We start from the raw sequence: 13955 nt of genomic DNA on the forward strand, positions 1-13955 counted from the left end.
AATCAGGGACAGCATCATTTTCTGATAACTCATCGTTGTTCGTAGTTTTAGTTTTTAGTTTGTAGTGTGTTGAGGTCATGGAGGGGGGTGAAAGATACATCGTCCATGCCAACTGTCTAATATATCGACAAAATTAGGGAAATAATACGACAAAATAGTCATTTTGTGTTGAAAATCGATGGGATACACCTAACTGTCTGTCCAGCAAAAGCAATAGAAGCTGTGTCACATCAAAGTGACTCAGCATCCATTGTTTATCTGCACCTGAAGGTGTTACCGAAGTATCATGCGTTCTTCCGCATGCAACTTATCGCGTCAGCGTCTTCAGCGCAGTCTGCGGTTTGAAAATATTGTTAGCTTTCACAGAAGATGCCGCTACGGTAACGGGTAGCGTGGCACGGATATCGCGCGACGAGGCTCCAACGAGGAAATTGTAAGTGCCAGCCGGCACTACCCATGATGAGGTCTTCTCGTCAAATGAGGCCAAGTCAGCGCTTTTTACCTTCAGTGTCACCTTGGTGGACTCACCCGCCTTCAGCTCTCTGGTCTTGACAAAATCCTTCAGTTCTTTCTCGGGTTTGTTGGCTTTCTGGGCATCGGGAGCCGCAGCATATAGCTCTACCACCTCTTTGCCAGCAACGGTGCCTGCGTTTTTCACACTCAGGGTCACGGTGAATCCGTCGGCCTCAGGCTTCACGACTGCGTCGCTGTACTCAAAACGGGTGTAGCTCAGACCGTAGCCAAAGGGATAGGACACAGGCTTGTGAAAACTGTCGAAATAACGATAACCCACATAGATGTCCTCCTCATAATTGGTGTAATCCCATAGATTTTCCTTCTTGTCGGTATTCCTGCGATCGAAACCAAAGTCGCTCATGCGACCTTCAGAAGGGAAATTCTTAGACGAGGCAACATCGGCCCAAGCTACAGGGAACGTCATGGGGAGCTTACCCGAAGGCGACACCTTGCCCGAAAGAATATCGGCCACAGAGTTGCCACCCTCCTGTCCGCCCTGCCAAGCGCAGAGAATAGCGTCGGGAAGCTGCTTCCACGAAGCGGTTTCGATGACACCGCCGATATTGAGCACCACTACTACCTTCTTGCCAGCAGCATGGAAGGCTGCGGTTGTCTGGCGGATGAGGGCCAGCTCGGAAGCAGAAAGCGAGAAGTCGGCCAGCGAACGGTCAATGAACTCGCCAGAATTACGGCCGATTGTGATTAGAGCAATATCATTCTTAGCCACCAGTTGCGTCATCAGCTCACTGCTCACAGACATCTCTGTGGGGCGTGGTGTGGGCAGAAAGGCCGTTAGTTTATCGTCGCCCTTCGGCTTGTTACGCTCGTTTTCTTGCTTGATATATTCCTCATAGGTTTTCTTCAGGTCTACGCCGAATGTGTAGCCCGCATTCTTCAAACCATCGAGCAGCGACACGGTGTAGGCACGATTCACATTGCCCGATCCAGTTCCACCGGCAATGAAATCGTAACTGGTACAGCCCAATAGAGCAATGTTTTTCACACTGGCAGTCATGGGCAGCACTCCGTTGCGGTTCTCCAACAGCACCATTCCCTCCGTAGCACTCTGACGGGTCACCTTGGCGTGGGCCTTGAGGTCAGGTTTGTTGCTATACTCGTAACCCTTGAAGCGTGGGGTCTTGAGAATCATCTCAAGAATGCGGCGCACATTGGTATCGAGCACAGTCTCATCGAGTGAGCCGTCTTTAACAGCAGCCACAATGGCAGTGTACTGCTTGTCGACACCTGGCTGGAGCATGTCGTTTCCTGCCTTCATTTGCGCCACAGCATCCTTGCCGCCAAACCAGTCGGTCATCACCATACCCTTGTATCCCCACTCTGTGCGCAGCGCAGTGGTCTGTAACTCAGGATTCTCAGAAGTATAGACACCATTCATGTAATTGTACGACGACATCACCGTCCACGGCTCAGACTCCTTGACCGCAATCTCGAATCCTTTGAGATAAATCTCACGCAGGGCACGAGGAGTCACACGGGCGTCGTTCATCATGCGGTTGCTCTCCTGATTGTTGGTGGCGAAGTGTTTGATGCTCGTTCCCACCCCATTACTCTGGACACCACGCACATAGGCCGCAGCTATCTTACCCGACACGACGGGGTCCTCTGAATAATACTCGAAATTGCGCCCGCAGAGTGGGTTGCGGTGGATGTTGAGCGCAGGCGCAAGCAGCACATCGGCCCCATACTCCAGCACTTCGTTGCCAATGGCCTTACCCACATTCTCCACCAATTCCTGATCCCATGTCGAGGCCAACAGCGTGCCGATGGGGAAATGGGTGCAATAATATGTCTGGTTGTCGCCCTCACGTTTCGGGTCGATTCGCAGTCCGGCAGGACCATCGGCCAAAACGACCGAAGGGATGCCCAAACGCTCTATAGGATAGGTGGTTCCGGCAGCGCCCGGCACGAGTTTCTTCGTAGCTCCCACCACGGCACTGTCGCCCGAAAAGCCGGCCATGCCCGTGCCAATGACAAGATGTGCTTTCTCCTCAAGAGTCATCGCAGCAATCACCTCGTCGATGGAAGCATCGCCCAATTGAGGAACTTTAGGACCGCAGGCCACCAGCATCGTAGCGGCCACGGCAGTTGTACATAATATTTTCTTCATAATTAGTCTATTTAAAAAGTCGGGGGACAAAATCGGCCAGATAGATACGCCAGTTCTTCCAGATGTGTCCCTCGCCCGTTTCCTTATAAGTATATTTGTAACCCTTCTCGTCGAGCATCTTGCGGAAATCGGTATTGGCCTTATAGAGGAAGTCCCGATTGCCGATGGCGATATAGTAGAGTGCAGGGTTCTTGGCAAACTGTGTGGCAAGTTTCTTCTCGAAGTTCTGATAGATAGGGGCCTCAGTTTTTTTGTCGGGCAGGATAGCTGCCGAGAACAGCCCCACGTAGTTGAACATATCGGGATACTGCTTTGAGATGTGCAGAGAGTGGAAACCACCCATCGACAGACCGGCGATGGCGCGTCCCCTCTTGTTGGCCTGTGTGCGGAATGTCTTATCAACAAACTTCACCACATCGGGGAAAGCGGTTTCGAACGAGCCCTCCATGGTCTTGGGTAGCTGTGTAGTAGGAGGCACCAATCCATACTGTGTCTCACCGGGGGCAGCCTCCTGCGAAGCGTTGCCATTGGTCATCACCACAATCATAGGCTTGGCCTTACCCTGTGCAATAAGGTTGTCGAGAATCTGGGCTGTGCGGCCGAGAGCAATCCATGCCTCCTCGTCGCCACCCATACCGTGGAGCAGATAGAATACGGGGTACTTCTTACCACTAGTCTCGTAGCCAGCCGGGGTATATACCGTGAGACGGCGCTTCATGCCCAAATTAGGGCTGTCGTACCACATACGGCTCACGGTGCCATGGGGCACGTTGTTCACACTGTACAAGTCGCCTACACCACCCTTCACGATAAATACGTTGGTCACCGAGCCCACGTCACGAATCATATATACGTTCGAGGGGTCCATCATGCGCTGACCATCCACCACAAACGAATAACTATACAGTTCTGAAGCGAGCGGTTCCGTCGTGGTGTACTCCCATAGACCGTCCTTGCCTTCCTTAAGGTCCGCCACGCCCGGACCGTCGAACTCTCCGTAAGGAGTCTGAATTTTCTGAGTAGGGAGGAAATCGCCTGTCACCTGCACTTTCACGGCCTTAGGAGCCTTCATGCGGAACGTCACAGTGTTGTCTGCATGAACCTCAGGCGATGTGATCTGTGGAACACCCCACAGAGCCTGCTGTGCAAACGAAGATAGGCTGACCATCATGGTCACTGCCAAAAAACATAGTTTTTTCATCATCATGTATTGTTATTGTATTTAACATTAATAATCTATTTGAACAGTTTCTGTGCGAAATTGCACAGGTCGTGACGCCACACATGCCATGTGTGTCCGCCCGGCATTTCGCTGAAGTCGTACTTCACTCCATGTTTCTTAAACACCTCAAGCATGGCAAGCCCGTTTTTATAGGCTATGTCTTCGGGGCCACCCTGGGTGAAAAGAAGATGCCTGACGCTTTTATTAAGTACAGGAGCAATCTCCTTCAGTCGTTGGTCGCCCTGCTCGAAGAGCTGTTTCTGCTCCTGCCACCAGCCGGAACTCATCACATTGATGTAGGCGAACATATCCGGATGGGCCATGAACGTCTCAAGTGTTTCCAGACCGCCCATGGACAATCCTGCCAGCGCACGATGATCCTTATCGGTCAGCACCCTATAGTTTGATTCGATAAAGGGGATGATGCTGCCCATAAGGTCTTTCTCAAAGAGCGGCACCTCCGCGTAGAGATCGGCTCCCTCAATACTGCCATTGGGCATGACCACCACCATTGGTTTGATCTTGCCTTCGGCGAGGAGGTTATCAAGGATATGACCGGCACATCCCACTGTGGGCCAAGCATTATCGGTGTCGCCACCGCCATGAATCAGGTAGAACACCGGCAGTGCTTCGTCAGATTTCTCATAGCCCGCAGGAGTCCACACATGAAGTCGGCGAGTGGAATGAGTAGCCTTCGAGTGGTAGTAGCGCTGAGCCACTGCCCCGTGGGGTACATCCTTCATCTGGAAGAACTCGCTACCATTCTGTGGCAGGCTGGCAACAGCCGAAGTCTCGTGAGCCATCGGTGCTTTAGGATCATACACTCTCACTCCATCGACCAAGAAAGCATACCTATAAGCCCCGGCCTTCACGTCCGACACGGTAATCGTCCACACACCATTATCATTCTTCACCACACGGGGCTGCCGGTCCCAAGGCATAATGTCGCCTGTGATGCCCACAGTCTTAGCCTGAGGAGCATAGATGCTGAACAGCACATCTCCATTGGTCAGCTGACGCACAGATTGGAGTGTATCATTAGGTGTAGGCACGCGATTGAACGATTGAGCCTGGCCCGAAATGGCCATCGTGGCAAAGAGTGCCACAGCAACGCTTCTATTTTTCATCATCTATTTATGAGTAAGGTTTGTAATCCTCACTTTCGGTAACATGGCACGATGTACCTTCTGGCGTTGCGCCTTGGGCACCTTCACTACAGCCTTGTCGCGCACGTCAGCCGACGAAGCAGCTACCATCACTGTGTAGTCGCCCTTGGCCAATTCCCACGCGCTGGTCTTCTCATTGAAAGATGCCATATCCATGAGGTTCCATGTGAGTGTAAGAGTTTCTGACGCACCCGGAGCCAGCATCCTTGTCTTGGCAAAGGCCTTAAGTTCCTTGATAGGTTTGTCGAGTCTGCCCTTCGGAGCAGCAATATAGAGCTGCACCGCCTCACGGCCAGCCACACTACCGGTGTTGCTCACTTTCACCTCAGCCACACAGCGGTTGCCCTCGATAGTGGCACGCTTCAGGCTGTAGGCGAATGTAGTGTAACTCTTTCCATAACCAAACGGATAGGCCACCTGCTTATTGAAGGTATCGAAATAACGATAACCCACATACACGCCCTCCTCATAGAGGGTGTAGTCATAGTCTTTCTCCTCAACTTTCGCCTTAATCTCCTCCTCTTTCTTTTTGAAGTTCATGCCCGTCCCCATTGCAAAATTGGGCATACGGAACTCCATGTCGTTGGGAAAGTTCTTGTCGGCAGCAGCATCACCAATCTTCATGGCGAAAGTCATGGGGAGCTTACCTGACGGATTCACCTTGCCAGAGAGAACATCGGCCACACAGTTACCAGCTTCCTGACCGGGCTGGAAAGCGCATACAACGGCATCGACCATTCCACGCCAGGAGGCCACCTCCATGGGCGAGCAGATATTGAGTACCACCACTACTTTCTTGCCAGCGGCATGATAAGCCTTAGACAGCGTCTCGATGAGTTCACGCTCGCCGATCTTCAGCTCGAAATCACGGATGCGACGGTCGGCACCCTCACCAGAGGTGCGGCCTAAGGTGATGATGGCTACATCGTTGTCAGCCACCTGAGTGGCCAGATCCTCGACAGAGGGAATAAACTCGGCCGGACGCTCCAACGGAGTGAGGGTGAACGACGGGCGACCTTTAGGAAAGAGGCGTTTCTCCTCATCAGCGAGGTGTTTGGTGTACTTCTTCACCAGCGAGTTGTCGACTGTGTAGCCTGCTCCACGCATGCCCTCCACGAGCGACACACAATAGTAGCCCACATTGACCGAACCAAAGCCTACGCCGGCAGGTACCATGCTATAAGAAGTAACACCATAGAGGGCTACTCTTGTGTTTCTCAGAGGGAGAATATTATTGTTTTCGAGCAACACAATGCCCTCGGCTCCCACCTTGCGGTCTATTGCAGCATGAGCATAGAAGTCGGTACGATTAGCATAGCGATACTCGTTGAAACTGTTGCAGCGCACCACCAGTTCCAGTGTGCGGCGCACGCTACGGTCGAGAACGCTCATTGGAAGCTTACCGCTTTTGGCAGCTTCAAGTATATCATTATACTGTTTCTGCTGTCCGGGCTGCATCATGTCGTTACCAGCTATCATAGAGATAACAGCATTGGTACCGGCGTTCCAGTCGCTCATAACAAGACCCTTGAATCCCCACTCATCGCGTAAGATTTTCTCTGTGAGGTCGATGTCCTCGCAGGTGTACCGCCCGTTCACCTTATTATAAGAGGTCATGATGGTCCAAGGGGCTGCCTCGCGCACAGCAATCTCAAAACCTTTCAGGTAAAGCTCACGCAAGGGACGCGGTGTGAGCCGGGAGTCCATCTTGTTGCGGTTGGTCTCCTGGGAGTTCACGGCAAAATGTTTCAGACTCGTACCTACATTGTTACTCTGGATGCCTTTGATATAACCAGCGGCCATTTTCCCCGTGAGCACTGGGTCCTCGGAATAATACTCATGGTTTCGGCCACACAGCGGCGAGCGCATCAGATTGATGCCCGGAGCCAGCAGCACATCGAGCCCGTAATCTTTCACCTCTCTGCCGAGAGCGGTGCCCACAGCCTTTGCCGCCTCGGTGTCAAAGGTGGCGGCAACAGTAGTGCTGGAGGGAAATTCCGTTGTGATGTATGTGTTGCTGTCGTAAGGGCGTTTCTGTTTCATGATGAGCCGGTGGGGGCCGTCAGCGAGATACACCGGGCGTATGCCCAGGCGAGGAATGGCATAAGTGCGGCCTGCGGTGCCAGGGAACTTAACGTCGTCGCCGAAAGACATGCCGCAGCCAAGCACCATGTGTACCTTCTCCTCAAGGGTCATGGCCTGCACCACCTCGTCGATATTGTTGGCGTTGAGTTGCGGCGCCTGTGCCTGCACGGCCATATTACCACACATGGTAGCAACGACAGCGAGGCTGAATATTTTTTTCATCATTGTTGTTTCTTATCGTTTGCATTTCCCACAAGGGGAAAGTTGTTAGTAATGGTGAAAAGGCCAGGACAGGAACAAACTTTCGCCTTCCCGTCTCTGGCCTATGCTTTCTATCTCCACCCTTCGTTCTGTTTCATGTTGGGGTTGAGCTCCAGTTCCTTGAGTGGAATGGGGAGATACTCATGCTTCCCTGCCACGAAACCGGCACTGGTATTGGTGAACTGAACGGAGGATTTACCGTCAGACGAGAAGTTATAAATCTCCTTTCCCTGATTGCCCAGCATCTTCGGTGCATCGCCCCAGCGCACGAGGTCAAGGAAACGCACATTCTCAAAGCAAAGCTCCAAACGTTTCTCGTTCTTCACATCGTCCATCGTCACGGTAGCCAGCGGAGCCAGCTTGGCACGCTCACGGATGATATTCACATATTCCGTAGCTTTTGCGACATTGCCGCTCTGAACGTGTGCCTCGGCTGCAAGGAGCAGCACCTCGGCATAACGCATCACCTTGATATTGGTATAGATGAACGCACCCATGAACGGGACTATCTCGTTCTCGGCCATTGCACGGTTTTTCCAGTTGTAATAGCCCTCGTGCCCAGTAAGTGACTTGCCAGGTTGTAGTTCCAGGCCCAAGTCTTTCATCTGGGCATAGGTGTGGAGCGTGCTGTTAAGGCGATAGCCATCCTTACCCTCTGTGGCTACGAACGCATCGTAGAGACTCTTTCGGGGATTGCAGAAGCCCCATGTGCCCTGAGCAAACTTATAGAAACCGGGATTAGTGGGCTGGTGTTTGTCGGTACGCCATCCTAGCATGGTGTAGTACCAAGTGAAGTAGTAATTCGTTCCGTTCTCCGCGTCTTTGCGTCGTTGAACCTCAATCATCGATTCGCAACTGTTGTTGGCTGCCGGCTGGATGATGTCGGCGTAATCGCCACGATAGAGATCGTACTTCTTGCTTTCAATCACTGCATCGAGATTCTTGGCAGCCTCACTGTATTTGCCTTGGAACACCTGAGCTTTGCCGAGCATAGCCAGTGCCGTTTCTTTAGTGATGCGAATGGCATTCGCCTCGTCGTTGACACCACTCTTCGAGGGCAGGTTACCAGAACTGATGGCTGTATTGAGGTCTTTCTCTACAAAGGCCCACATTTCCTCAGGGGTAGCATTGCCCTGACGGTATTCGTTAGGTGCAAGAAGATGGTCTACCTTTGCTGGTGTACCCCAGAGGGCTACCAATTGAAAGTTAGCCCACGCACGGAAGAAATAGGCCTCAGCAATGGCCTGCTTCTGCAGCGGGGTGTCGCCAGCCGTCTTCTCGATAATGAGATTCGCATTATAAATCATGGTATAGAGACTCTTGTAGAGATCTTGTACCGAGCCGTGGTCAGAGCCGAAGTTAAACTCGTTCAACTGTTCTAAGGTAGCATTATCACCACGCGAGCCGCCACCAGCCCACACATCGTCAGAGAGAAGGTTGTTGATAAAGGACCAGTTGTTGCTGACACCGTTCAACGACTGGAAGAGCGATGCTGTGGCTCCCTGCACTTCCTCATCGGTCTGATAGTAAGTCTCCAGACTTCCCATGTTTCCATGTTTCTCTATATCGAGATAGTCCTCACAACCTGTTGTCAGAAGGCACATTGCACCAAGGGCGAGGGCATAAATTGTTTTTTTCATCATGATAAAAGTCAGTTTAAGTTAGTTGTTAGAATTCCACATTGATACCGAGTACCATCTTCTTGGAACCAGGATAGGAACCCTTGTCGATACCCATACCATTCACTGCGTTTACAGATGTCTCCGGATCGAAGCCGGGATAAGAAGTAAAGGTGAAGAAGTCGTCAAGCGAACCATATATACGCACATTCTTGACGAAGTTCTTCGGGAGCAGACTCTTCGGAAGCGTATAGCCAATCTGGATTTGCTTTATTTTGAGGTAAGAGCCGTCGTAGACAAGAGCGTCTGAACGCAGATAGGTCTCCATACCCCTTGCACCAGCAAAAGGCACTGTACCATTAGGGTTGCTCTCCGTCCAGCGGTTATCATAGAAGATTTTCTTCAGCTTGTTGGACTGAACATAGTCGGGTCGGTTGATACAGTTCCAGATTTTATTGCCGGCAGCACCTGTAGCGAACACGGTAAGGTCCACGCCCTTGTAAGCAGCTGTCAGGGTGATACCGTAGGTCACCTTGGGAATGGCGTTACCAATATCAGTTTTATCGTTCTCTGTAAAACTGCCGTCATCGTCTACATCGTAGAATTCAGGCTCACCTGTAGCAGCGTCGATGCCCTTGAACTTATAGCCACGGAAATAATAGATGGGATAACCAGACTCGAAATAGGTAACAAACTGGTTGTGGAAACTGGCACCACCTACACGTACGAGTGACGGATCGAGATAGGTGACCTTATTCTTCAGGGTAGCCATGTTGCCACGCACACTGTAAGAGAAGTCATCAATTTGGTCGCGCCAGCCGAGCTCCATCTCGAAACCTTTGTTGCTTACATTACCGGCATTCACTGTCGATGTTGTACCACCGATGATGAGCGAGGGAGTAGTACCCGTCATCAGCAGGTCCTTGGTCTTTTTGTCAAAATAGTCAATACTCAGTGACATGCGGTTCTTGAAGAAACGGGCATCAATACCGAAGTTGATTTGCTCTGACGTCTCCCACTTGAGTTTGTCGTTACCCATGGTAGCAGGTGAAACTGCTGTAGTATAGGCCAGACCGGGTGACAGGGCATAAGGAGTGCCCTTGGTCATATCGGTGGAGTACTGATAGTTGCCAAGTGAGGCAAGACTACCGTTCTGACCCCAAGAAGCTCGCAGCTTCAAACTGGATACAACCTTAAGCAGTGGCTGGAAAAAGTTTTCCTCGGAGATTGCCCAACCAGCAGACACTGCGGGGAAATAACCCCAGCGGTTGGTCGACGGCAGATAGGCGAGGTCGGCAGCATCGGCACGGAGAGAGGCTTGGAGCATGTAACGGCCAAGATAGTCGTATGAGAGACGGCCGAAATAAGAGTATTTAGAAGTGTAAGTGGTCTCGCCGGCAACACCCTTGGTAGCCGAGGATTTAGGGAAGTTGAGGTAATAAAAGCCCGGCTCATTCTTCAGGAGGGCATCCTCTCCATTAGCAGAGAGTGTACCGGTGACGTAGTCGTATGACGATTGCTGGAAAGAAATACCGGCCATGGCTGTTAGGGTGTGTCCTCCGAAGGTTTTCATATAATTGGCAAAGTTCTCCCATTGATAATAGATTCTTGTTGAGGAGGTGTTGCTCTGTGCATTATAACGCGTGAACGAGCGCGAATTGCCATAAGAAGGCAGGGTTGTCGTACTGGAGCGATTGCCCGACAGACGGTAGCCGAAGCGCGAGGTGAAGGTGAAGCCGTCAAAAGGCTTGAGGTCGGCATAGATAGAACCACTGATGCTAAAACCGCTGTTCTTGGGAATGCTGCTGTCGCGCATGATCATAGGATGATACTGCTCGCTCTGATAGAACTGCGACACAGAGTAGTAGTTGCCATTGGAGTCTTTCAGGAGTGTGTAGCCCTGGTCGATAGCGTTCTTCATACTGGCGGGAAGATTGTCGGGAGCATAAGTATCGGGAGTGAGCGGATCCATCAGAAGGACAGAGGTGAGCAGCGAGCCATACTCGTTGGCCTCCGACACAGCACGATGTCTGTATTTCATAACCTGATTGGTCGATCCTACCTTGATCCACGGCTTGATTTCATACTCGCCGTTGATGGTGGCTGAGAGACGCTCGTAAATATCAGCATCACCCTTGACAATACCGTTATTATTGAGATAACCCAGCGAGAGATAGTAATTGCCCTTATTATTTCCATTCTGGAAGGCTATGCTGTGCTTAGTCATGAGGCTGTTCTCAAAGGCTACATCAGTCCACTTGGTATCGGTCTTGCCATCCCACACATTCATGACATCCGCACGCTTGAAGATTTTAGCCTCATCCATATAATTGATGTATTCCTCAGCATTGAGCATCGTGGGAATCTTGGCCAATCCCTGTGAGGCAAGCTGGAAGTCGTAAGTGATCTTGCCCAGACCTTCCTTACCTTTCTTCGTACTGATGAGTACCACACCGTTACCAGCCTCCGCACCATAAATAGCAGCCGAGGCAGCATCCTTCAGCACCTCTATCGAGGCGATGTCGTTGGGGTCGACCCCCGATATGTCGCTCAAGCGCACACCATCGACAACATATAGTGGATTAGAGGGGCCGTTAGAGGAATAACCACGAACACGGATGGTAGGAGCACCACCTGGAGCAGCTGCGGAGATGACCTGAACACCGGCCGTCTTACCCTGCAGAGCCTGCTGGGCATTGCTGATGGTGCGGTTCTGCATGTCCTCAGAACGAACTTGGGAGATGGCACCTGTCACAGAGCTTTTCTTCTGCACACCATATCCCACGATGACCACTTCCTCCAGCACCTTCTTGTTTTCGAGGAGTGTCACATTGAGCGTAGACGATGTCACCTTCTGCTCCTGTGAGGTGTAGCCCACATAGGTGAACACGAGAGTAGAACCCTTACTCACCGAGAGCGTGTAGTTACCGTCAAGGTCGGATATAGAGGCATTGTTCGTACCTTTCTCCCTGACACTGACGCCGATGAGAGGTTCGTTCTGATTGTCTGTTACTGTTCCGTGCACCTTCAGCATAGTCTGTGCTAAAGCAAGAGGGATGCACATGGTCCATAGAAGAACCATGATGGCAATTTGCCGCAGTGATTGACTTTTCATAGTTTTGCTTGTTAGTTATTTTTTAGGTAATAGTGTTTGATAAAATTTGCCTATGGTTTGTGCCCGGCCTAAACCGGGCGGTGGAAAACTCGGTTAAAACCCGCGTATGGGAAAGCTACGAGAGAGGTCGATGAGCTTCTTGTCGTGGTTATGTACCACTTTGCACTTCGTGTCGAAAATCATCGTAGCACCGCCCTCGCTCGTGAACGATTCCCAATCAGCCAATGCCTTGGTGACAGGGCTGCCCGTACGGGCGAAGCTGACCCATGCATCACTCATGGTCTCGCCCAATGTGACAGCCTCCTTACCCCCGCCCGTCATGCTGGCATGCAGGACCACGTTGTTGAATACGAAGGGTATTTCCATACAGTGGGTAGAACGGAGAATGCCATCGAGCACCGGCGACTGCCATGTGAAGAGATACATCCACACCGGTGCCCCACCCTGTGCAGCCTTCAGACGCCCCTGCTCCACAGCATTAGGACGACACACCAGGTCGATGTCGATAAGGTCCTTGGGCTCGTATTCGGGATAAGCCTCCTTGAAGGCAGACAGCCACTCGTCGGTTCGCTCACCGTACTTCTTATGCAATTGCTCTACAGCCTCTTTCTCAGAAATGTTACGAAGTGCCGGCACATAAGTAGTCGTGGTGAACTCGTGCTTGGTGGTGCCGATAAGCAGAGGAATATCCTTCGACTGCTCGGGAGCCTGCGGGTCAAATGGCTGACGGGGCAGGATGTCGCCGTCGACCGTAGGAGCCCAGCCAAACATAAATGTGGTGATGCCCTCCTTCTCGGCCTCAGCCTTCACTTTGGCTATGGCAGCAGTACCGGCAGCAAGTAGCTTCTCGTAAGGCATGCTCTTAAGCTGGTCGATAGTGGCTGGGGTGAGTCCGAGCTGTTCCACGGTGCTCTTACCAATCTGGCGTGACCATTGCTGACTCATTGTACGCAGCATGGAGCCACTCTCTATGATAGCTTTATGGAAAAGTCCCTTGGCACTGGGCGTAGCCAGAAGTGTCGACACCTTGCCTCCACCACCCGACTGACCGAAAATGGTCACATTGGTCGGGTCGCCGCCAAACTCGCTGACATTAGCCTTCACCCATTCGAGAGCGGATACAATATCCATCAGTCCCGCATTGCCTGAATGAGCATATTTATCGCCATAGGCAGAGAGGTCTAAGAATCCCAGCACGTTCAGACGATGGTTGATGGTCACAACCACCACATTGCCTCTATCCGCCAGGTTTCTGCCATCGTAGGAGGGCAACTCCTGACCGCTACCGGTAGCATATCCTCCGCCGTGCAGCCATATCATAACGGGACGTTTCTGCCCGTCGCGCAATCCCTTAGTCCAAATATTCAAACGCAGACAATCCTCGCCGGCAAATCCGTCGTTCCAGTTGAAGGCGAAGGCTATCTCGTCATTCTGCCATCCTGCACGCTTCTCCTGCGGGCAAGTTGGACCGAAGGTGCGGCAGCTTCTCACACCCTCCCAGTGCTTGGGAGCCGTGGGAGCCATGAAACGCTCGGCCTGGCCATAGGGCACACCTTTATATATATAGACCCCGCGATCTATATAGCCGGCTATCTTGCCGTACTGGGTGGTGGCCACAGTCTGCTGTTCAGAGGTGACGAGCCCCTCACCCTCCTGCTGTCCGGTAGTTGTCTTTTGCTGTCCTCCGCACGAAAGCGCGAGAAACGAAACAAGAAGTATGGATGCTGTTTTCATCATGTTGTGAGTTTTGATAATTGTAGGTTTTTATTTCACCGACAAAAGTATGGTAGATATCGTAGGAAGTCTATTGCCAGCGTTCAAATGGGTTGTCAAGTTGTAAAAA

7 protein-coding genes are annotated in these 13955 nt (G+C 51.6%); all 7 read right to left on the minus strand.

Annotation, left to right across the window (positions count from 1 at the left end; translation table 11 throughout):
* Positions 1-307: 307 nt before the first annotated feature.
* Positions 308-2644, minus strand: coding sequence for a beta-glucosidase (locus tag HMPREF0645_RS11740; RefSeq protein ID WP_007175250.1), 2337 nt, complete (start codon positions 2642-2644; stop codon positions 308-310).
* A 7-nt stretch (positions 2645-2651) separates the two neighbouring features.
* Positions 2652-3845, minus strand: coding sequence for an esterase (locus HMPREF0645_RS11745; protein ID WP_044123646.1), 1194 nt, complete (start codon positions 3843-3845; stop codon positions 2652-2654).
* A gap of 35 nt (positions 3846-3880) precedes the next feature.
* The gene (locus tag HMPREF0645_RS11750) at positions 3881-4996 is read right to left on the minus strand and encodes an esterase (protein ID WP_007175252.1); all 1116 of its coding nucleotides are present in this window, start codon (positions 4994-4996) and stop codon (positions 3881-3883) included.
* Positions 4997-7342, minus strand: a complete 2346-nt coding sequence (locus HMPREF0645_RS11755) for a glycoside hydrolase family 3 C-terminal domain-containing protein (RefSeq protein WP_007175253.1) — start codon at positions 7340-7342, stop codon at positions 4997-4999.
* 107 nt (positions 7343-7449) lie between these two features.
* Positions 7450-9018 carry a RagB/SusD family nutrient uptake outer membrane protein gene (locus HMPREF0645_RS11760; protein ID WP_044123649.1) on the minus strand — a complete coding sequence of 523 codons (1569 nt, stop codon included), beginning with the start codon at positions 9016-9018 and terminating at the stop codon, positions 7450-7452.
* Positions 9019-9046: 28 nt separating this feature from the next.
* A complete protein-coding gene (locus tag HMPREF0645_RS11765; RefSeq protein WP_007175255.1) occupies positions 9047-12112 on the minus strand; it encodes a SusC/RagA family TonB-linked outer membrane protein in 3066 nt (1021 codons plus the stop codon).
* A 93-nt stretch (positions 12113-12205) separates the two neighbouring features.
* Complete coding sequence (locus tag HMPREF0645_RS11770; protein ID WP_007175256.1) at positions 12206-13849, minus strand: carboxylesterase/lipase family protein; 1644 nt, start codon at positions 13847-13849, stop codon at positions 12206-12208.
* Positions 13850-13955 lie beyond the last annotated feature (106 nt).

The sequence above is a fragment of the Hallella bergensis DSM 17361 genome, assembly GCF_000160535.1.
GTDB lineage: Bacteria > Bacteroidota > Bacteroidia > Bacteroidales > Bacteroidaceae > Prevotella > Prevotella bergensis.